Genomic DNA, 21,799 nt, shown 5'->3' on the forward strand with positions numbered 1-21,799 from the left:
AAGTAAGGGGCGCAAGTCTGTTGCGTCCCTTATGCCATCGCCGCGTTTTTATCAGCAGTCGAATTTTCCCTGGTGCATTTTCACGGGATTTTTCAACACCAGTACAAGCATCATACTGCCCACAATAATACCTGCTGCCAGTAACGCCAGCCCCTGAAAGCCTGTCACGGCTAACACCTGGCCACCCGCAAGGGCACCGGTTCCTATCGCTGCGTTAAAAATTGCGACATAAATGGCTGACGCCGGTTGTGCGGCATCGCCGGCGCTATGAAGTAACCACGTCTGCAACCCGACAAATACAATCGAAATACCCGCCCCCCACAAGGCAAGCAGCATCCCCATTAACCAGAAAGGAAGAGGTGCGACGCTACTCATACCAAGCATACCGAGTGCGAGGGCACTCAAAAGAAGTGACGTGAAAATAAGCGTTTTAAGATGCCGGTCAATCAGCTTACCGGCAATGACATTCCCTGCCAGGCCAGAAAGCCCGAACACCAGCAGCAAACCCGAGACGGAAGCCGCCGGTACGCCATGGACCTTCATCAACAGGGGTTCCAGATAGGTGAAGGCCGCGAAATGGGCCGAAATAATGCAGGCTGTTGCACAATACAGGGACATGAGCACCGGGTTTTTGAATAGCCCACAGTAAAGACGCAGCCTTAGTGGCTGCGGCGCCGCCAGTGCGGGAAGCGTCCAGAATAATGCACAGGCGGCAGCCAGCGCCAGCAGCGAAATGAGCATAAAGGCATTACGCCATCCGGCCATGCTTGCAATAAAACTCGAAAGAGGTACACCCAGAACGCTGGCTGCCGAGACGCCGCCAAAAATGATTGAGGTGGCAAGCCCAAGCTTTTGCGCCGGAACAAGCTGCGCGCCCACTATGCCAATCATTGCCCAGAACGCACCGTGCGCAAGTGCCCCGGCCATGCGCGCACTCATAAATGTGCTCATGGAAGAAGAAAAAGTTGCAGCCATACAGGACAAAGCAAGAATAAGCATCAGGCCAACAAGCAGAGTCTTGCGGGAAATGCGTGCGGGTATCGCGCCGGAGAGCAGCGCTGCGAGCGCACCAACCCAGCCATAGGCGGTCACGACAAGACCCGCCCCGGATTCAGTCTGATTCAAATCCTTTGCTAAGGTACTGAGCATACCAACCGGCGCAAGCTCGCTTGTCACGATTGAAAATGCACTGATCCCAAGTACGGTAACTGCCAGCCAGGCGCGCACCGGCACGAAACTTACGTGTACAGCCGTTTCATTCATAAAATAAATACTCTTAAAAAAAGTGGAAATGTGACTGAGGCGTTTTTTGGTTAGTGATTTCAGGCAGCCGCGCCTTTCATTTCTTGAACAGCGCATCGAGGTCCGGCAATGGGAATGGCAGCCAGGTTGAGCGATGGCGTTAATGTTGGTTTTTTCATATTTATCTCCTTATGGGAACGACAGTATTAACTTGTTAAAATCGATAAAACAGACCTGAAAATGGAGAGCCGTTTTCCATAAACGGAAAAACTATGAGTGCCAATTTTAACTGGGACGATACGCGCATTTTTCTGGCCATCGCCCGCGCGGGGACGTTGAGCGGCGCAGCAGAAGCTCTGGAAATGGGCATCGCTACGATTTCAAGAAGGCTGGACAGGCTTGAGCAGTCGCTGTCCGTGCCGCTTTTCAGCCGACATCAGAGCGGATACCGGTTAACGGATGATGGTGAAGCGCTACTGGAGCAGGCGGAAGCGCTGGAATACGCGGGGCTCGCTTTTGGTGAGAAAGCTAAACTACAGGGTAATGTTGCAGGGCTTGTCCGGCTGGCAACATCGGACAACCTGGCTACGCATTTCATCCTGCCCTCGCTGGAAAGGCTGATGAACAACTACCCTGAACTGCGGGTGGAAGTGCTCAGCGGCGTGCAGTCAGTTAATCTGCATCGCAGAGATGCCGATTTAGCGATACGCATGGTCAAGCCAGAGAGCGGAAATCTGACGCTAAAACGTCTGGGAACGGTGGGATTTGGCGTATACGGCGCTGAGGCATATCTTAAAAAAGTATCTGGCGGGCCCGCGGGAGTCTCGTTACAAAATGCGCACTATATAGGCTGGCCGGAATCACACCAACACCTGCCTGCGGCGCGCTGGATAACGCGAATGCTTCGCGGCAGGCCATGCAGGCTGGAAGCAAACACGCTCGCGGCTCAGGTCTCCGCTGTTTTAGCGGGTCTCGGTTTAGGCGTTTTACCGCACTTTATGGCAAGGAAAAACGGTCTGCACTGCGTTAATCCCGATCCTGGTGTGGATCAGCCGTTATGGCTGGTGATGCATTCAGACTTAGCCGGGTCACGACGGGTCAGAGTCGTTGCCGACCACTTAATTGCATTATTTGATGAACATAAAGCTCATCTGGCGCTGCCATAAGTATTTCACGCTAACCGACTGTTGCTGCTTTTTGTGCTTTCCAGGCATAACCAGCGCTGGCAGGCAAACCAGATGGGTGACGGGCGCCCGCAGTAGAGGGTATTTCTCAGAAGAGAAATGAGAGAACGTATGGATCTGACAAATTATTTAACGAATATCGATGGGGTTTTTTACCGGGCCATTGATCCCGCATATCGGCATTTTGCGTTATCGGGTTCCAGAGCGCCGGGCAGATATTCAGACAGCCATCAACCTACGCTGTACCTCAGTTCCTCGCCAGAAGGGGTAGAAGCGGCCATGCAGTCGCACAGCGGTAACAGAAGTCGCAACCTTGAAATCGTCAGGGTTAGTGTTATCAGCGATAAAATTATTGATCTCAGAAATGCTGAGGCGCTGTTCGCCGCAGGTATTGACCTGAATGATGCCATTGCGCCCTGGCAGGAAATCGTGCGTGAAGGCGGTGTCCCCCGGTCGTGGAATGTGCGTAACCGTCTGACGTCTCTTGGGATAAAGGGGTTAATTGACCCTTCCCGAAAAGCACCGGGACTCTGGCATCTGGTGCTTTTTAGCTGGAATCATGACACGCATTCGCGCGTGTCTCTTCTTGAATGAATTGAAGCGTGCAGCCGTTTCTTGATCGCACGGTCTTGCGCTTCTGAGGCGCGTGGATTTACCCACGCTCCTCAGCTTTTCACGGTTTTACTCCACAACGCAGGCTACATGACCTATGCCATGTGGCCCGAAACTCACCCTCTCTTCTCTTTCAGCGCCAGGCGCAGATGGCCGTTATTGCGCTGTAGTGCTTCGCTCGCATCCCACGCATCCATGCCGCTGAGCAGCATCAGAATGGCGGTTTTGCACTGCTGATTGCAGCTTGCCAGCGCCGCTTTTGCCTCTTTGCGTGAACAATCACTGGCCGCCATCACGATCGCTATCTGGCGCTCCTGCCATTTATTTTCCGTCGCCGGAATATCCACCCGCAGGTTGCTGTATACCCGGCCGCTGCGGATGGCAAGCGTGGTCGTTAACATGGTCAGAATAGATTGCTGCGCGCGCCGTGCTTTGGGATTCCCATAGCCCGCAACCACTTCCGCGCCCGTTGGCGGCGCAATCACGATATCCCCGAGGCTTGCGGCTTCGCTATGTTGATCGGAAGTAAGTACCGCCACCATTGCGCCGGTCTCGTTAGCCTGGCGCAGCGCGCCCCATACCCACGGCGTTTTACCGCTTAGCGTGAGCGCCAGCAGCACATCATTGTGGTTAAAATTTATCGCCTGTAGGGCACCAATCCCGCCGTCGTAGTCGTCGGCATGCGTGTCATTAACCGCAATGCAACGCACCTGTGTCTGGCTGTCCGGGGCAAAATCATTAATCGCCTGCTGCGCCAGTTCGCCAGAGGCGCCGGCCCCGATAATGACAACTCGCCCGCCGCGACTGAGTGCCGCCACGGCATGCTCAACCACTCTCGCTACATCAGGCAAACAGTGCGCCACCGCGTCGTGAGCAGCGACATCTTCCTGATGAATGAGTTGCAGGACATCGTCTGTTGAGAGTCTGTCTATCTCCGTTGTCCGGTCATTACGTCGCGCTTTCGCCGCTACCGTTAACAAAGTGCTCATCATTACCTCCTTTTTATTTATCCTGCCCTACTATAAAGCGATTCATATAATTGCCTTGCGAGACGTGTCACGTAACTGAGGGGATAAATCCAAAGGTGACAAGCCGTTAGCCGCTTTGAGATATGCGCCCCTTCGGCGATAATTACCCTCTTTCTGTGAATGATTTTGAGGCCGCAGTGAACGGAAGGCATCCACATCCTGCTTCGCGCAAACGCACCATGAAACTCAGTACCCTGGTTACGCTGATGCTGTGCAGCGTTATTGGCTCGGTGTTACTGGTGGTTTACGCGCTCTATTTTGTCCAGATCGCCAATGTCACCCGGGAAGGGGTGAAGGACACTGCGATGGCCGTTGCACGCACCCTTGCCGATGAACCGGAGATCAAACGCGCGCTCTCGATGCCTGTCGGGAGCCAAACGGTGCAGGACCTTGCCCAGGCGGTACAACGCAGAAACGATCTGCTGTTTGTCGTCGTGACCGATATGGACGGCATCCGTTTGTCACATCGCGAGGCCAGTGAAGTTGGCAAACACTTTATTGGTGATGATCTGATCCCCGCCCTGCATGGCCGGGAGAATGTCTCGGTCAACCACGGCGTCCTCGCCGAGGCGCTGCGCGTTTTTACACCGGTATTTGATGCCCGACACCAGCAAATCGGCGTGGTCGCCATCGGTATCTCGCTCAGTAAAGTGGATAAACAGATAAGCCACAGCCGCTGGGGATTGCTGCTCACCATGCTCTTTAGCGCCATGGTCGGCTCGCTTGGCATCTGGGCGCTGGTCCGGGTGCTCAAGCGTATTCTTTTTGGCCTGGAACCTTATGAAATCTCCACCCTGTTTGAACAGCGCCAGGCCATGCTGCAATCGCTCAAAGAGGGGGTTATTGCCGTTGATCGCGAGGGCAATATCACCCTCGCCAACCAGGCCGCGCGCCAGATGTTGCTCAGCACCAATAACCACGGCACCCGCGATATTCGCCACACGCCGCTGTTTGCCGACCTGCAAACCGTGTTGCAAAGCGGACAGCCGCTGTCCGATCAGGAGATCGGCTGCAACGGGCATTTGCTGCTGTGCAACAGTGTGCCCGTGCGCGGCCAGGATGGGGTCATTGGCGCGGTCAGCACATTCAGGGATAAAACCGAAATCAGTCAGCTACTGCAACGTCTCGACGGGATGGTCAATTATGTGGATGCTCTCCGCGCCCACTCCCATGAGTTTATGAACAAGCTGCACGTGATCCTCGGCCTGCTCAACATGAAGCGTTATGACACGCTCGAAGAGTATGTGTTACAGACGGCAGAAGGTTATCAGAACGACATCGGCACCCTGCAGCATCAGATACAGACGCCCGTCGTAGCAGGTTTTCTGCTGGGTAAAATCAATCGTGCCAGAGAAGCCGGGGTTATCCTGACTCTGGCGAATGAATCCCTGGTGCCGGATAACCCCAACCAGCAGCAGGTGACGGCGCTGGTAACCATTCTGGGTAATCTTATTGAAAACGCCCTCGACGCCATGACCGATCAATCCGATGGCGAAATTGGCCTGTTGCTGCACTATCAAAACGGCTGGTTAAGCGCCGAGGTCAGCGACGATGGTCCCGGTATCTCCCCGGAACATATCGATGCCATTTTCTACAAAGGTTACTCAACCAAAGGCGAAAACCGGGGCGTCGGGCTGTTCCTCGCCCGCCAGCAGTGCGAAAATCTCGGTGGCAGCATTACGGTGGAGTCGGAACCTGGCGTATTTACTCAATTTTTTGTACAACTCCCATGGGACAGTGAGAGGAAGAGCGTGTGATTAATGTATTAATTGTCGATGACGACGCCATGGTGGCGGAGCTGAACCGCGTCTATACCACGCGGCTATCTGGCTTTACCTGCTGTGGTGTCGCCTCCACCCTGCGTCAGGCCGAAAATATGATTAACGACCCGGCGCTGGATATCGATTTGATCCTGCTTGATGTCTATATGCAGCAGGATAATGGCCTGTCACTGCTCCCGATCATTCGCGCCAGTGGACGGAAAATCGACGTCATCATGATCTCCTCCGCCTCCGATGCCGCGACCATTCAGACATCGATGCATTACGGCGTGGTGGATTATTTAATCAAACCGTTCCAGTTTCCACGCTTTGAAGAAGCCCTGACCCACTGGCAGGAAAAGAAGAAACTGATGAGCGCGCAGCAGTATTACGAACAGGCGGATGTGGACAGGCTGCTCCATGGCGGGCCGCAGGAGGTTGCCGATACCCGACGCTTACCAAAAGGGCTTACTCCGCAGACGCTGCGGACCATTTGTCAGTGGATTGATGCGCACCCGGATATCGAGTTTTCGACCGATGAGCTGGCGAGCGCGGTCAATATTTCCCGCGTCTCCTGCCGTAAGTATTTGATGTGGCTCGCGCAGATCGGCATTTTATTTACCACCATCCACTATGGGGTGACGGGTCGCCCGGTCTATCGTTATCGCCTGCTGGAAGAGCAGTACGGATTGCTTAAGCAGTACTGTCAGTAAAGGTGTAGCTATCATCCATTAGCGTAAAAAGGACATTACGCGTGGATGAGGCCACCACCCGCCGGTCTTTTGTGACAAAGATTGCTTCGATCTCCGGCTTGTTGCGCAGCGCCTGGCATCCTTGTTCCACCCCCATCCCATAGAGCAGCGTGGTCCAGATATCGCCATCGAGTGAGTCGGTTGAAATCACCGTCACACTGTCGAGTTCGTTGTCGAGCGGGTATCCCGTCGCCGGGTTAAGGATGTGATGATAACGTTTGCCGTCTACCTCAAAATAGCGCTCGTAGGTTCCCGACGTGACCACCGATTTATCTTGCACATCGATAACCCCCACCAGCGCATCCGCCGTCGAAAACGGCTTTTTCAGTCCGATGCCCCACCCGCCCTGTGGCGCGCCGAGCGTATGCACATTCCCGCCAAGATTAATCAACGCCTGCGTGACCCCTTCGCGACGCAGGAAATCGCGTACCCGGTCAGCAATATAGCCCTTGGCAATCGCCCCCAGATCGATCTCCATCCCCGAACGCGCCAGATAAACCGTGCCTGCGGCCTCGTCCAGCAATACGTTTTGTGGGTCGGTCAGCGCCAGCAGTGCAGCCAGTTCCTCAGCGGGCGGTACGGTGTTGTCGTGGCGAAAACCAATCCGCCAGCGCTTGACCAGCGGGCCAATCGCCAGATTAAAGCAGCCGCCCTTGACCAGGCTTGCCGCCTTCGCGCAGGCAATTAATGCAAAGACCGGACGGCTAACCGCCACCGGATGCTGCCCGGCGGCCAGATTGATATCCATCACCTGCGAAGGCGTGCGGTTGACCGTAAACAGATCTTCATAGCGTTTGATCAGGCGAAAGGTGTCGGCGGCAAGCGAGGGGTTGTGGCTGAACAGTTTGAGCAGGATCGGCGATCCCATCAGGACGGCGGAGTATGACCAGACACCTTCTTGCTGTTCCATATTCACTCCTAAAAAAATGCCCCGGTCTCTGCCGGGGCTTATCATCAGGCCTGCGCTTTCGCCCAGTTTGCCGCATGGTGCCCGGCCAGTGAACCAAAAATAATGATGTCAGCCACCGCATTACCACCGATGCGGTTGCTACCGTGGATCCCCCCGGCCACTTCGCCTGCGGCGAACGCCCCCGGAATGACCTGCTGCGCTTTATTCAGCACCGCTGTCTCAGTATTAATGGTTACACCGCCCATCGTATGGTGAACCCCCGGCGCAATGCGGATCGCGTGGAACGGCCCTTCATTAATCGGGTTACGCAGTGCGGTGGTACGACCAAAATCGCTGTCGTGTTGCTGTTCAACAAAGCCGTTGTAGCGCTCCAGCGTTGCCAGGAAAGCATGATAATCCATCCCCAGTTTCTCCGCTAACTGACGCGGTGAGCTGGCGCTGGTGACAAAGCCGCGGGCGATATACTCATCTGCCGCTTTGTTTTTCGCCCGTACGTGTTCATCAAACACGATGTAAGCGTAATGTTCCGGCAAGGCGATGATCTGCGCGGAGACTTTGTCACGGGTTTCCATTTCATTAAAGAAGCGGTTGCCCTGCTGGTTAACGAGGATCGCCCCGCCGCCGCGAATCGATTCGGAAATCAGGTACGAGGTGTTCTGTTCCACCGTCGGGTGGATCTGAATTTCACCCATGTCCACCGTGCCTGCCCCGATATGTTCAAGCAGTGCAATACCGGCCCCGGTCGCCCCTTTGTGGTTGGTGGTGACAAAACCGTCAAGATCCGGGCGGTATTTCACCACCATCTCGCTATTGGCGCTAAAGCCGCCGGTGGCGACAATCACACTTTTCACCGCGATGGTCAGGGTTTCGTTTTCGTCATTGATCAGACGTACCGCGCTCACTTTACCCTGCTCGCAGAGGATCTCTTCCACCGAGGTGTCGAGCATCACGTCGATACCGCGCTTCGTCACATTACGAACCAGACCGCTAATCAGATAACAGCCGACCGCTGAACCGTCTTTCGGACGGTGGGTGCGGTCAATGCTCATGCCACCAGTGGTGGTGATGTCGTTAAGCATAATGCCGCGATTCGCCAGCCATTCGATGGCCTGCGGCGCATGTTCCACGAAGCAACGCAGCAGCTCAGGGTTGTTGCGGTTTTGGCCGCCTTTCAGCGTCTCCTGATAGAAAAGCTCTTTGCTGTCCTGAATGCCTTTCACACGCTGGAAGCGGGTTTCTGCGGCATTCATCCCGGCGGAGGCTTTAATGGTGTTACCGCCAAAGGTTGGCATTTTCTCCACAATCAGCACGCGTGCGCCTTCGTCATGCGCCTGGATCGCAGCCGCCAGTCCGGCACCGCCGCTGCCGACCACCACCACATCATAATTTTTCGGCGTGGTGTCGTCCGCCCCCTCTTCCTGCGCCAGCGCTTTACCCGATTTCACCATCGCTTTGGAAACGGCTTTTTTCACCGATTCGCTCTGGCTGGTTGCCCCGGAAATCGCATCCACATGCGGGCTGTTGGCGGTCAGAATGCGTGAACGAATCTCATCAAAGCTGGTGACAAAATCCACATCATCGCCCGTGCCTGACAGCAGTTCGATATCCGCGATACGGTCGGTTTCAAGGCTGATATTGAGCACCAGCTCGCGGGTATCATCCTGTACGGTTTCGGTGTACACGCCCGGTTTGAATTTTTTGTCCGCCATGCTCATGTCGCGGATCATCGCCTCCACCAGCGAAAAGCGCCACAGCGGTTCCGGGATGGTCAACGCTTCGCGCTGGGTGCTGTCGATGAACAGCTCCAGCGTTTCACCCCGCATGATGCGATCCGTCCAGTCCGGATAAGCAATGCAGGCGCGCCCCACGGCAATCAGGTCATAGCCGTGGTCAACCGCGTCCTGTGCGTCAGCCGCGTTCACCACGCCGCCCACGCCCATCACCGGCACCTGGGCCAGGGTTTCGGAACGCAGAGCGACATATTTTTCAATCAGCGGTGTAGGATCGGTGGTCTCAACAATGGAAGGACGCAGCGTTGCGCCAACGGAGAAGTGCAGATAATCCAGGCCACGCGCGGCCAGTTTTTCCAGCAGATACATGGTGTCATCAAAGCGGATCCCAGGCACTTCCATCTCTTCCGGCGAGAAGCGATAGCCGATGATAAAGGCGTCATCCGCATACTGGCGGACCATTTTGTGAGTGATCTCAAGCACCGCCAACGGGAATTTCGCACGGTTGTCGCGGCTGCCGCCCCACTCGTCATCACGCTGGTTGGAGTTTGGCGAATAGAACTGCTGAATGAGATAGGTGTTCGCGCCGTGTAACTCAACGCCATCAAAACCCGCGAGAATAGCGCGGCGTACGGCGTCACCGAACTTCGCGACCATCTCTTCCACTTCCTGAGTTGTCAGGGCGACCGGGGTAGCCGCGCCGTCACGCGGTGCCGCCAGCGCGCTTGGGCCAACCGGTGTGCGACCACCGATCAGTTTCGGGTCGACCATGCGGCCGCCGTGGTAAATCTGCAGGATAGCTTTCGATCCTTTGGATTTAATGGCGTCGGCAATTTTCGCCAGCCCGGCCACTTTTGCATCGTTATCAATCCCGATGGCGCCAGGGAACGCGAGGCCCAGGCTGTCAACAAAGCAGCATTCGACAATCACCGCCCCGATAGCCCCGGCACGCTCACGGTAGTACTCGATAAGCTCGCTGCTGACCGTACCGTCAAAATAGCCTGTGCAGGTGGTCATAGGTGCCATCAGCAGACGATTTTTAAGCTCGGTACCATTCGGTAGTGTAAAGGGGGTGAGAATTTGCGAGTAATGGCTCATAAATAAACTCCAAACTTTAAAAGTGAAATTTGAGAATTCTTATCGGACATTATTTTCGTTGTCGTTTTTGCCGAATACATGTCTTTAATATAATAATTTCTTTAGTTTCTTAATTGCTTACTTTAGTTAAAAAACTATTTAATACACTCAATAACATCGCTAACTCAAAGGTGTTATTATTTAAATAAAATAGAATTAACATTTGCGCTAACAAATATAACTTACAAGTTACTAACAAGTAAGTACTACAGGCTGAAATAAAAGAGATTAAATACAATTAAATCAATATCTTACAAAAATTATGCGGGTAAAAATCTTAATTAAGATCCACAAAGTTTGACAAAAAGTGTATCGATTCAGCAAAAACCACAAAATGCCGCTATTTTTTATATTGGCGGCATACAATAACACCATTAGATAATTTTCTTGATCGCGATCAATTGTCGAAAAAGCGAAAGCAGCATTATAGAAACAGACCCAATTTTTAATTCCTCGCAAAGCTTATTGCGGGAAACACCCATTTATTTAACGTGCCAGAGTTGAATTTAATAAGTAAAAAAAGTTTTGTAACTAAAGTCATTAAATTCCCATTGTCTGGCGTGAAAACTGAATCCTTATCAACCTTAGAACGCTATTATGAACGAGAAATCATCCGCTTTAGCACCGTCACAGGTGAGTAGTAAAAAGAGTGGTAACCAGAGCAAGCTATTGATGCTGGCGCTACCGGTTATTGTCGCAGTACTCCTGCTGTTCGTACCTGTTCCGCAAGGTCTGCCGCCGTTCGCATGGCACTATTTCGCCATCTTCGTGGGTGTGATCGTCGGGCTTATCTTTGAGCCCCTGCCTGGCGCGGTTATCGGTATGACCGGTGTTGTCGTGATTGCGCTGTGCAGCCAGTGGCTGCTGTTCAGCCCGGAACAACTGGTGGATCCTAAATTCAAACTCGCCGCGCAGTCCTTTAAGTGGGCGGTCAGCGGTTTTAGCAACTCCACCGTGTGGCTTATCTTCGGCGCCTTTATGTTTGCCGCCGGTTACGATAAGACCCGCTTTGGCCGCCGCCTGGCGCTGATTCTGGTGAAATATCTGGGCCGTCGCAGCCTGACACTCGGCTACGCCATTACCTTCGCCGATCTGTTGCTGGCGCCGTTCACACCGTCGAATACCGCGCGCAGTGGCGGCACCATTTTCCCGATTATCGCCAACCTGCCGCCGCTGTACGGCTCAAAACCCAACGATCCGAGCGCACGTAAAATTGGCTCCTATCTGATGTGGGTGGCGATCACCGCCGCCTGTATTACAAGCTCCATGTTCCTGTCCGCGCTGGCGCCAAACCTGCTTTCACTGGCACTGGTGAAAAGCATTACCGGGCTCGACATCTCCTGGGGGACCTGGTTCCTGGCCTTCCTGCCGCTGGGTATTCTGCTGATTTTGACCATGCCGCTGCTGGCCTACTGGTTCTACCCGCCGGAAGTAAAAGTGAACGATGAAGTGCCGCTGTGGGCCAGTCGTGAGCTGGAAAAACTGGGCAAACTGTCGCGCAACGAAATCCTGCTGCTGGTGTTCGTCTGCTCCGCCCTGGTGATGTGGATCTTTGCCGCCAACTGGCTGGAACCGGCCCTCGCCGCACTGCTTATTATCGTGCTGATGTTATGGACCGGCGTGCTGGAGTGGAACGACATCACCAGCAACAAAGCCGCATGGAACACCTTCGTCTGGTTTGCCACTCTGGTGGCGCTGGCAGATGGCCTCTCCTCCACCGGGTTTATCGCATGGCTGGGTAAAGAAGGCGGTTCGCTGATGGGCAATGTCTCACCGGGCGTGGCGACCATTGTTCTGCTGCTGGCGTTTTATCTGCTGCACTACCTGTTCGCCAGTACCACGGCGCACACCACCGCCCTGCTGCCCGCCATGTTGACCATCGCGTCAACCATTCCGGGGATGAACATGCAAGTGTTCGTGCTGGTGATGGTCACCTCGCTGGGCGTGATGGGGATTATCACCCCTTACGGTACCGGCCCGAGCCCGATTTACTACGGTAGCGGCTACCTGCCCACCAAAGACTACTGGCGTCTGGGGACCATTTTCGGTGCCATCTTCCTGGCCGCCCTGCTGCTGATTGGTTATCCGTGGATTTCCATGATGTTCTGATTCCTCGCCGCCGGACACGCTCCGGCGGCGTTTTTTTGTCGCTGCCGCATGGATGTATGCGGCTCTAACCTTACAAAAAGCGAGAGAGCTATGTCGACGAAACCGTTTTACTATCAGGATCCCTTCCCGCTGGCGCATGACGATACGGAATATTATCTCCTCAGCCGCGAGCATGTTTCTGTTGCCGAGTTTGAGGGGCAGCAGATACTGAAAGTTGAGCCGCAGGCACTCACCCTGCTGGCGCAACAGGCCTTCCACGACGCCGCCTTTATGCTGCGTCAGGCGCACCAGCAGCAGGTAGCCACTATTCTGACCGACCCGGATGCCAGCGAAAACGACAAGTACGTGGCGCTGCAATTCCTGCGTAACTCTGAGATTGCCGCCAAAGGCGTGTTGCCGACCTGCCAGGATACCGGCACGGCGATCATTATGGGTAAAAAAGGCCAGCGCGTGTGGACCGGCGGTGGTGATGAAGCGGCGCTGACGCGCGGCGTCTATAACACCTATACCGAAGATAACCTGCGCTACTCGCAAAACGCGGCGCTGGATATGTACAAAGAGGTGAATACCGGCACCAACCTGCCCGCACAGATTGATCTCTACAGCGTCGATGGCGACGAGTACAAGTTCCTGTGTATGGCGAAAGGCGGTGGTTCGGCGAACAAAACCTACCTTTACCAGGAAACCAAAGCGCTGATCACCCCGGCGAAGCTGAAAAAATATCTGGTGGAAAAAATGCGTACCCTCGGTACTGCCGCCTGCCCGCCGTACCATATCGCCTTCGTGATTGGCGGAACGTCTGCGGAATCCACCCTGAAAACGGTCAAACTCGCCTCCACCCATTACTATGACGAACTGCCGACCGAAGGCAATGAACATGGTCAGGCGTTCCGCGATACGCAACTGGAAGCAGAATTGATGATCGAGGCGCAAAATCTTGGCCTCGGCGCGCAGTTCGGCGGGAAATACTTCGCTCATGATATCCGGGTGATTCGCCTGCCGCGCCACGGCGCCTCCTGCCCGGTGGGCATGGGCGTCTCCTGCTCAGCAGATCGCAATATCAAAGCCAAAATTAACCGCGACGGTATCTGGATTGAAAAACTGGAGTCGAATCCGGGCAGATTCATTCCGCAGGCACTGCGCGAAGCGGGCGAAGGCGATGCGGTAAAAGTCGACCTCAATCAACCGATGGCTGACATTCTTAAACAACTGTCACAGCATCCGGTCTCCACCCGCCTCTCCCTCTCCGGCACGATCATCGTCGCCCGCGACATCGCCCATGCGAAATTACAGGAGATCATCGACCGTGGCGAAGAACTGCCGCAGTATGTGAAAGATCATCCGATTTATTACGCAGGCCCGGCGAAAACACCGGAAGGCTATGCCTCCGGCTCCCTCGGCCCGACCACTGCCGGACGTATGGACTCTTATGTCGATCAGTTGCAGGCGCAGGGTGCAAGCATGGTGATGCTGGCAAAAGGCAACCGCAGCCAGCAGGTGACCGATGCCTGCCATAAACACGGCGGCTTTTACCTCGGCAGCATTGGCGGCCCGGCGGCGGTACTGGCGCAGCAGAGTATTAAAAGCCTTGAGTGTGTGGCCTACCCGGAGCTGGGAATGGAAGCTATCTGGAAAATCGAGGTGGAAGACTTCCCGGCCTTCATTCTGGTTGATGATAAAGGCAATGACTTTTTCCAGCAGATCCAGAATAAACAATGCGCTAACTGTGCAATGAAATAATTATCTTACGCAGGCCGGTATTTTCCGGCTTGCGATTTTCCGCAAAAGCAATATTATTAGCACATCATCTCCCCTCACTAATTAAACTAAAGTAAGCATTCTGTAATTATTTAAAGCGGAGTGAGTGTGACTACCGTCACTCACTATTACAGAAGAGACCGCTAAATTATCCACTGTCAGTACCCATATAATAAAACATTGGCACAGGATAATTTATGCAATCGATTTTACTTCAATCTTTGTTCCCTTTAGTTTTCATCATGGTATTAGGTTGGTTGAGTGGAAAATTAGGCTATACCAAACGTGAAGATGCGAATGTCATGGCATCTGTGGTTATCCGTTTCGCTCTACCTTTTCATCTTTTTATTGGCGCATTAAATACTGACCCGGAGAAAATACAGAATCTGTCATTTATGGCAGTGCTGGTTATTGGTTTGATGGGATCTTATTTATTTACCCTGCTTGTGTCCCGTTTTGTGTTTCGTCACGATATTAAGACCAGCGCCATACAATCACTGGTCTGCGCCTTCCCGGATATGGCCTATTTTGGCGCGCCGGTACTGGCGGTATTAATCGGCCCGGAAGGCTTTTTAGGCGTGCTAATTGGCAACGTGGTGACCAGCGTATTTATGATTCCGCTGACCATTGTCCTTATCCGTATGGGCGATAAAAACCACACCGAAGACCTGAACCCGGTGAAAATGGTGTTGCAAAATCTGTGGAAAGCGGCGCGTAACCCTATCGTCTGGATCCCGGTAACCGGTATTCTGCTGAGCCTGGCGGGCGTGAAGTTGCCGCATCTGCTCAGCTCGCCGATTGAGATGGTAGGCAAAATCGCCGGTGGCTTATCGCTCTTCGCACTCGGTCTGCTGTTTTACGGCGAGCGCCCTTCTTTCAACATTCAGACCTGTACCAATATTGGTATTAAAAATTTAATTCAGCCGATCATGATGGCCGTTGCCGGCTTAGCGTTCGGCCTGAATCATACGCTGATGCAGCAAGTCGTGATTATTGGCGCCACCCCTTCGGCTATTGCCGCCGGGATGTTTGCCCTGCGCAGTGATACTTATGTCGAATCGGCGTCATCGTCCATATTATTAGGAACGGCGCTGGGCGTTATAACCGAAGGGTTCATGATATATCTGGTTTCATAAATCAAGTATCAACAGATGTTATTTAACTAATTAAAGTTTTAATAAATTAAACAAACCCAAAGTCTGCGCCATGTGCGATTAGAATGGCATGGCGTAACTTCATCAACACCAGGCGACCTCATTAATAGCGGCAATACGTTGCCGTTTTTGCAGGCAAGGTATGTGTTTATTCAGGAGTCGTAACATGTTAAAAAAAGAGATGCTGTACACGCCCTATACTGGCGCAGTATTGCTGGAAACCCCATTATTAAATAAAGGGCTGGCGTTTACCCAGGAAGAGCGCCAGGCACTCAATTTAAATGGATTGCTCCCTGACACGGTAGAAACTATTAAAGAACAAACCGACCGGGCATGGGCGCAGTTTTGCGATTTCAAACGTGATATTTCAAAACATGTTTATTTGCGCAATATTCAGGACACCAACGAGACATTATTTTATAACCTGGTGCGCACGCATTTAAGCGAAATGCTGCCGATCATTTATACCCCGACAGTGGGCGAAGCCTGCGAGCATTTCTCCGACATCTATCGCCGGGCCCGTGGCCTGTTTATCTCCTGGCCGAACCGCCACCAGATTGATGAGATGCTGCAACAATTTTCACGTAACGATATCCGCGTCATTGTGGTGACAGACGGTGAGCGCATTCTGGGCCTCGGCGACCAGGGCGTGGGCGGAATGGGGATTCCCATTGGCAAACTCTCACTCTATACCGCCTGCGGCGGCATCAACCCGGCTACTACCCTGCCTATCATGCTTGACGTTGGCACCAACAATGCCCAACGCCTGGACGACCCGCTTTATATGGGCTGGCGGCATCCGCGTATTAGCGATGATCAGTACATGGAATTTATGGACATGTTCATCGATGCCGTCAAAGCCCGCTGGCCGGATGTCCTCTTACAGTTCGAAGATTTCGCCCAGAAGAACGCGACGAAATTGCTCAACCGCTACCGGGATAAACTGTGCTGCTTCAATGATGACATTCAGGGCACCGCCGCCGTTACGCTGGGCACCCTGATCGCCGCCTCGCGTACCGCAGGCGTCAATTTACAGGATCAGCGGATCGTCTTTTTAGGCGGTGGCTCCGCAGGCTGCGGCATTGCGGAAAAAATCATTGCTTACATGGTCTCAACAGGCTTAAGCGAAGCCCAGGCGCGCGGCCGCGTCTTTATGGTCGACCGCTTTGGCCTGCTGACGGACGACATGCCGAACCTGCTCGATTTCCAGCAAAAACTGGTGACCCCGCGCGAGGCTATCGCCCACTGGGATGTGGAGCAGAACAATATCTCTCTGCTGGATGTGGTGCGTAACGCCCACCCGACGGTCATGATCGGCGTTTCCGGTCAGCCGGGCCTGTTCAGCGAAGAGATCGTCAAAGAGATGTACAGCCACTGTCCGCGCCCGATCATTATGCCGCTCTCCAACCCGACCTCCCGGGCGGAAGCGCAGCCGCGTGACCTGATTGAATGGACCCAGGGCGCGGCGCTGATTGCCACCGGCAGCCCGTTTGCGCCAGTGCATTACGATGGCGCGGTCTACGAGATTGCCCAGTGCAACAACGCCTACATTTTCCCAGGGCTGGGGCTTGGGATCCTCGCCGGTAACGCAAAGCGGGTAACGGAATCTATGGTCACTCCCGTTTTTGCAACACCGATTTTGACGATAAGTTGGCTTGCTTGAATCTATCCGGCGTCTGAATGGGATTTTATTCCCGCGCCTCGATGAGTTCCGCGCCTGATGAACCTCCAGAAAATATACGGCTTCAGCGAGCCTTTCCGTTTTACAGGTTCCTCAACAGGCCGGTGGGCCGTTTGTATCATCAATATCAGTATTCGCAAAACCAGATGAATGATTGTTTAAACTGGTGTATTTCTGCCTTTATGCTTCGTAAGTTTGCTGTCGCGCCGTCAGTGCCCAGGCTATTCTGGCCAGCTTGTTTGCCAGAGCACAGGTGACGACAAAGTTGCTTTTCCGACACAACAACTCCCTGACCCAGTCGGCCAACTTGCCAGACTGGTGTTCCAGTTTTTGTATGAATACCCTGGCACACTGAACCAACAAAGTTCGGATCTTTTTGTTGCCCCGCTTGCTAATCCCTAACAATGTCGTCCGACCTCCCGTGCTGTACTGTCGGGGTACCAGCCCTGTTGCCGCCGCAAAGTCACGGCTGCTGGCGTACTGCTTCCCGTCGCCAATCTCAGTTGAAATAGTACTGGCAGTCAGCGTTCCAACGCAGGGAATACTCAGCAAGCGCTGTCCAACCTCATCTTCGTCCAACTTTCGTTTCAACTGAGATTCCAGATCTTTAATCTGCTCAACAAGATAGTGATAATGCTGTTGTAATTTCAGCAGTAACTGGCTGAGATAAAGAGGCAAACTACTGTCCTCAAGAAGGGTACTCAGTCGACTAATAACGGCAGCACCTCGCGGAACGCTGATACCAAATTCCAGCAGAAAAGCATGCATCTGATTAGTTGTTTTCACCTTATCCTGAACCAGGGATTCACGGACACGATGCAGAGCTCGCATTGCCTGCTGAGATTCGGTTCTGGGCTGCACGAAACGCATAGATGGACGTGATGCTGCTTCACAGATAGCTTCAGCATCAACGAAGTCATTTTTGTTGCTTTTAACGAATGGGCGGACAAATTGCGGTGATATCAGCTTTGGAAAATGCCCTAACTCTGCCAGCTTGCGTGCCATAAAGTGAGAACCGCCACAGGCTTCCATCGCGATGGTTGTTGCTGGGCATGTCGCCAGAAATTCGATTAGCTTTGGTCGGGTGAATTTTTTACGGTAAACGGCCTTCCCACGATGATCCTGACAATGAATATGGAAAGAGTTCTTACCCAGATCGATACCAATAAGCGCAATGTTTTCCATGATGGTTCTCCGAATGAAAGCCTGTCCTCAGCATAGTACTGGGAAGGAGGGAGTGACCATCTCATTAAATATGTTAATGGCCGCAAGCCAGGCGCTGGCCGCCCATTCACCGCAGGCCACCCTGGAGCGCGGCGGCCTGTTACCGGCAGTGGAAGATATTGGTGAGATTTCACGCGCCATTGCGTTAGCCACTGCGCGTGCGGCTCAGCAGGATGGCGTTGCCCCGCAGGCCAGCGACGACGAACTGCATGCGGCAATCGAGAAAACCTTCTGGGAAGCGCAATACGCTCCCTATAAACGCGCCTCGTTCTAAACCCGCGCAGACAGGGGAAAGGATCTCCCCTGCTTTCAGGCCGTAGACCGTGAGTAAACATGGCAGGTTTTATAATTTTTGACATACCCTAAACGGAGGACAATGATAGCGGTCTCATGCTGTTGCGTGGATGCTGTCGGCGCGCGCAAAAAACGTCATCACAAGGAAAAACCGATGAACGCATTTTTCTCTACCCAGGCCGGTTGTGTTGTCCGCTGGTTAGATCTCCCCGGCGACGGTGTGCCGCTGGTCTTTGTGCATGGCCTTGGCTGCGCCTCCTCTTACGAGTACCCCCGCGTGGTCTGCGATAAAAACTTCCAGGGCCGACGCGCCATCCTGATTGACCTGCCAGGTTACGGTTATAGCGAGAAACCAAAAGAATTTCGCTACTCCATCAGTGAACAAGCCGCTGTTGTCTGCGAACTGATCGCCCATTTACAGCTTGATGATTACTTCCTGTATGGACATAGCATGGGGGGCAGTATTGCCATTGAAGCCGCAACCCAACTTAGCGGTTTACGTGGTCTGATAGTCTCGGAGCCCAACTTCCGCCCCGATGGGGGATTTTTTAGCCGCCAGATTTGTCGGGTCGATGAAGAGACTTATATTACCCATGTCTATGCGCTCATGATGAACAACTATAAAAACCCCTGGACCGGAAGTTTATCGGCCGCCGCCCCCTGGGCCGTCTGGCGTGGCGCATCCAGCCTGATTACCGGCAATCAGTGGTTTGAAATGTTTGTTAAACTCAATAAGCCCATCTGCCTGCTGTTTGGCGCAGAATCCCTGCCAGATGCTGATTTTACGCAACTGAGCGCCATGGGGATCGCCACGGTGGAACTGGCCGACTGCGGGCACAATATGTCGTGGGAGAACCCACCCGCCCTTGCCGCCGCGCTGGCCGCGTTCTGCACCGCGCACGAATAGCCCTTAGCGCAGGTGTGCGCGCTTAAACTGGCTGGCGTCAATGTCGTACTGCTTCATCTTGCGCCACAGGGTGGTACGACCAATATTGAGCAATTGCGACATCTCCTGTATTCGCCCGTTGGTCACTCTGGCAGCCTGGATAATGGCCTCTTTTTCAACGGCGGAAAACGTCAGATTGGCAGCCAGTCTGGCGCCCGGTTCCTGCGGTGCACTCCCTTCGTTAAACAACCACTCCGGCAGATGACTCAGGCGAATATGGCCCTGTTCGCTGCTGATCGCGATATTTTCAATAATGCTGTTGAGCTCGAAATCATTCCCCGGCCAGGAGTAGGCCACCAGCCGGGCCAGCGCATCGTCATCTACCCTAAGCCGTGAGGAAAATCGTCGCTCCAGCCCGCGCAGACGGCTTTGTACCAGGGCAGGAATACTGTCGCGACGTTCCCGCAGGGGCGGGATGACGACCTCAAAGGCGCGCAAAGCATAATAAAGCTGACGGCTAAAGCGGTTTTGCTCCACCAGATTGCCCAAATCGACCGTGGTGGCAGCAATGACTTTAATATCCACCGGCACCAGACGCCTGGCCTCAAGCCGGGTAAGTACCCCTTGCTTGATAACCTGCAATAGCGCGGATTGCAGCTCCGGGGCCAGATACTCGATTTTTTCCAGAAACAGCGTACCGCCATTGGCCAGTTCCAGGCGGCTAAGGCGCCCTTTCTCATTTTCCGTGGCCGCGCTGCCCATAAAATCCAGCCCCAGCGCACTGTCGGCATACAACTGGCAGTTAACGGCGATATACGGCCCCCCGGCGCGTTCGCTCTCATTGTGAATGGCCTGCGACATCAGCTCTTTACCCACCCCCTCTTCCCCATACAGCAGAACAGGAAACGCCCCGCGCGCCGCCTGCCGACCGGCCTGAATCAGTCGGCGGGTTTGCGGATCGTCGGCGGGCATCTGCTCGAAGGTATGGCTGACTTTACCCAACTGGCTGGTCATTAACTGACGCATCTGCTCAACCGGGTGTAGCAGCAAAATAAAGCTATTCCCCTGCTCTTCGACGATGGGTTTGAGGGTCACCACCGCATCAATAAACTGGTGCTGGCTTTCGAACGTCACCTCTGCGTGATTGAGCGCCCGGGCATGTTTAATCGCCCGGCGAAGCAGCGCGGGCAATGTCACCAGATCGCTAATGTTTTTCCCCTGGCTGACCTGGGCGTCGAGAAACAGCATGCGCGCCGCCTGCACATTGAGAAATTGCAGCACCCCCTGCTCATTCCAGGCCATCACGCCGTCATCCATACTCTCCAGCAGGCCGTACATCTGATTCAGATGGCGGTTAGATTCCGCCAGCAAATTGTCCGTCAGGAGCGAGTTGCCAATTTCTCTGGCCGTTGCCAGCGTCAGCGACAGATCCGCCGGGGAAGCATGTTCCGCCCGGCAACACAGCGCAATAGACCCGGACAGCCGACCATGGTTGTCGAATACCGGCGTTGAGCAAAAGGCCCACGGGAACAGCGCCTGTTTGAAATGCTGGCAGCCCAGCGTCTTTACCGGCTGGCCCATCATCGCCGCCAGCGACAGCGCACAACTGCCAATAATACTTTCCGCACAGTAGCTGCCCGGCAGGAAGCCGAACCGGGACAGCGCGTCAAGCGTGTCGGGATGGCCACAGCGACTCAAAATACAGGCAGACTCATCAAGGATAAACAGCGCGCAGGGCCGCCCTTCCATATATTCCAGGGCATCCTCCAGCGCCGCCTGACCAATGGTCAGCAGCCCGGTTTTACGGCGGCTGATCGTCTCAAACGTCAGCCCCTGTGCCTGGTGCGGCGTGCCCCAGGTGTCACGCTGCATGATTTTTTCGCAGCGCTGCCAGGAGTGAGCGATGAAGGTGGCAACCTCCTGTTCTGCCGTTTGATGCTGTGTCATGCGCGGTTCCGTCTGAGTCGGGTAAGGGACGTTATTGTCGCTACAGCCGAAAAAAGAAATCAACGTAAACGTTCCATTATGGAACCTGCGTCAATAACGCTGACCCAGGATGCGATCCGCCTCGCGTTAGCCGCAGCACTGAGTGGCTGGCACTGATCGCTGTCCGGGTTCGCCGATTTTTTGCACAAAATATATTCTGCATCGGAACCGGGGTAAAAAAGGCGGGCATTGCTCGCATTTTCCCCCTTTCTCCGGCAAAAGTGTTCCGTTATGAAACATTTATCCGCAAGGGTGTTTCACTATGAAACCCAATTTTTTGGCATTTTCTTTTTCTCTCGCCAGAGGAGAATCAGCACATCGGCCAGGGAACCCCGCACGCCGGGTATCCGCC

15 protein-coding genes and 1 pseudogene are annotated in these 21,799 nt (G+C 54.0%); 10 read left to right on the forward strand and 6 right to left on the reverse strand.

Annotation, left to right across the window (positions count from 1 at the left end):
• Positions 1 to 51: 51 nt before the first annotated feature.
• Complete coding sequence (locus tag MRY16398_RS16585; protein ID WP_125124832.1) at positions 52 to 1,263, reverse strand: MFS transporter; 1,212 nt, start codon at positions 1,261 to 1,263, stop codon at positions 52 to 54.
• A gap of 251 nt (positions 1,264 to 1,514) precedes the next feature.
• On the opposite strand from MRY16398_RS16585, the gene MRY16398_RS16590 reads away from it, so the two are divergent.
• Positions 1,515 to 2,408, forward strand: a complete 894-nt coding sequence (locus tag MRY16398_RS16590) for a LysR family transcriptional regulator (RefSeq protein WP_125124833.1) — start codon at positions 1,515 to 1,517, stop codon at positions 2,406 to 2,408.
• A gap of 129 nt (positions 2,409 to 2,537) precedes the next feature.
• Positions 2,538 to 3,020, forward strand: a complete 483-nt coding sequence (locus MRY16398_RS16595) for an RES family NAD+ phosphorylase (RefSeq protein ID WP_125124834.1) — start codon at positions 2,538 to 2,540, stop codon at positions 3,018 to 3,020.
• A gap of 134 nt (positions 3,021 to 3,154) precedes the next feature.
• On the opposite strand, the gene MRY16398_RS16600 is transcribed toward MRY16398_RS16595, so the two are convergent.
• The gene (locus MRY16398_RS16600; protein ID WP_039079336.1) at positions 3,155 to 4,027 is read right to left on the reverse strand and encodes an N-acetylmuramic acid 6-phosphate etherase; all 873 of its coding nucleotides are present in this window, start codon (positions 4,025 to 4,027) and stop codon (positions 3,155 to 3,157) included.
• A gap of 218 nt (positions 4,028 to 4,245) precedes the next feature.
• On the opposite strand from MRY16398_RS16600, the gene MRY16398_RS16605 reads away from it, so the two are divergent.
• A complete protein-coding gene (locus tag MRY16398_RS16605; protein WP_052249278.1) occupies positions 4,246 to 5,823 on the forward strand; it encodes a sensor histidine kinase in 1,578 nt (525 codons plus the stop codon).
• Positions 5,820 to 6,539, forward strand: a complete 720-nt coding sequence (gene dcuR, locus MRY16398_RS16610; RefSeq protein WP_039079337.1) for a two-component system response regulator DcuR — start codon at positions 5,820 to 5,822, stop codon at positions 6,537 to 6,539. The genes MRY16398_RS16605 and dcuR overlap by 4 nt, the downstream gene beginning before the upstream one ends.
• Here dcuR and MRY16398_RS16615 read toward each other — a convergent pair.
• Positions 6,520 to 7,488, reverse strand: coding sequence for an FAD:protein FMN transferase (locus MRY16398_RS16615; protein ID WP_125124835.1), 969 nt, complete (start codon positions 7,486 to 7,488; stop codon positions 6,520 to 6,522). The two genes, dcuR and MRY16398_RS16615, sit on opposite strands and share 20 nt — an antisense overlap.
• A 44-nt stretch (positions 7,489 to 7,532) precedes the next feature.
• Positions 7,533 to 10,316: a flavocytochrome c gene (locus MRY16398_RS16620; protein ID WP_125124836.1), complete on the reverse strand. Its 2,784-nt coding sequence runs from the start codon at positions 10,314 to 10,316 to the stop codon at positions 7,533 to 7,535.
• A 636-nt stretch (positions 10,317 to 10,952) separates the two neighbouring features.
• Between MRY16398_RS16620 and MRY16398_RS16625 the strand changes: the two genes are divergently transcribed.
• The 4 genes and pseudogenes from MRY16398_RS16625 to MRY16398_RS16640 all read left to right on the forward strand — a co-directional run.
• Positions 10,953 to 12,464, forward strand: a complete 1,512-nt coding sequence (locus MRY16398_RS16625; RefSeq protein WP_039079340.1) for an anion permease — start codon at positions 10,953 to 10,955, stop codon at positions 12,462 to 12,464.
• 90 nt (positions 12,465 to 12,554) lie between these two features.
• Positions 12,555 to 14,204 carry a class I fumarate hydratase FumA gene (gene fumA, locus MRY16398_RS16630; protein WP_071194848.1) on the forward strand — a complete coding sequence of 550 codons (1,650 nt, stop codon included), beginning with the start codon at positions 12,555 to 12,557 and terminating at the stop codon, positions 14,202 to 14,204.
• A gap of 215 nt (positions 14,205 to 14,419) precedes the next feature.
• Positions 14,420 to 15,358, forward strand: a complete 939-nt coding sequence (locus MRY16398_RS16635) for an AEC family transporter (RefSeq protein ID WP_047370704.1) — start codon at positions 14,420 to 14,422, stop codon at positions 15,356 to 15,358.
• Between the two features lie 184 nt (positions 15,359 to 15,542).
• A pseudogene (locus tag MRY16398_RS16640) lies at positions 15,543 to 16,991 on the forward strand (NAD-dependent malic enzyme); the annotation flags it as partial.
• Positions 16,992 to 17,237: 246 nt separating this feature from the next.
• On the opposite strand, the gene MRY16398_RS16645 reads toward MRY16398_RS16640, so the two are convergent.
• Complete coding sequence (locus tag MRY16398_RS16645) at positions 17,238 to 18,242, reverse strand: IS110-like element IS5075 family transposase (protein ID WP_000427614.1); 1,005 nt, start codon at positions 18,240 to 18,242, stop codon at positions 17,238 to 17,240.
• 52 nt (positions 18,243 to 18,294) lie between these two features.
• On the opposite strand from MRY16398_RS16645, the gene MRY16398_RS16650 reads away from it, so the two are divergent.
• Both MRY16398_RS16650 and MRY16398_RS16655 read left to right on the forward strand, forming a co-directional pair.
• Positions 18,295 to 18,555: a malic enzyme-like NAD(P)-binding protein gene (locus MRY16398_RS16650; RefSeq protein WP_232034342.1), complete on the forward strand. Its 261-nt coding sequence runs from the start codon at positions 18,295 to 18,297 to the stop codon at positions 18,553 to 18,555.
• A gap of 174 nt (positions 18,556 to 18,729) precedes the next feature.
• Positions 18,730 to 19,482, forward strand: coding sequence for an alpha/beta fold hydrolase (locus MRY16398_RS16655; RefSeq protein WP_071194846.1), 753 nt, complete (start codon positions 18,730 to 18,732; stop codon positions 19,480 to 19,482).
• Between the two features lie 3 nt (positions 19,483 to 19,485).
• Here MRY16398_RS16655 and dhaR read toward each other — a convergent pair whose 3' ends face one another.
• Positions 19,486 to 21,408 (reverse strand): dihydroxyacetone kinase operon transcriptional regulator DhaR, encoded by a 1,923-nt coding sequence (gene dhaR / locus MRY16398_RS16660; RefSeq protein ID WP_108701457.1) that lies wholly within the window; start codon positions 21,406 to 21,408, stop codon positions 19,486 to 19,488.
• Positions 21,409 to 21,799: the final 391 nt, after the last annotated feature.

It is taken from the genome of Phytobacter sp. MRY16-398 (assembly GCF_003925915.1).
In the GTDB taxonomy this organism is placed as follows: Bacteria; Pseudomonadota; Gammaproteobacteria; order Enterobacterales; family Enterobacteriaceae; genus Phytobacter; species Phytobacter diazotrophicus.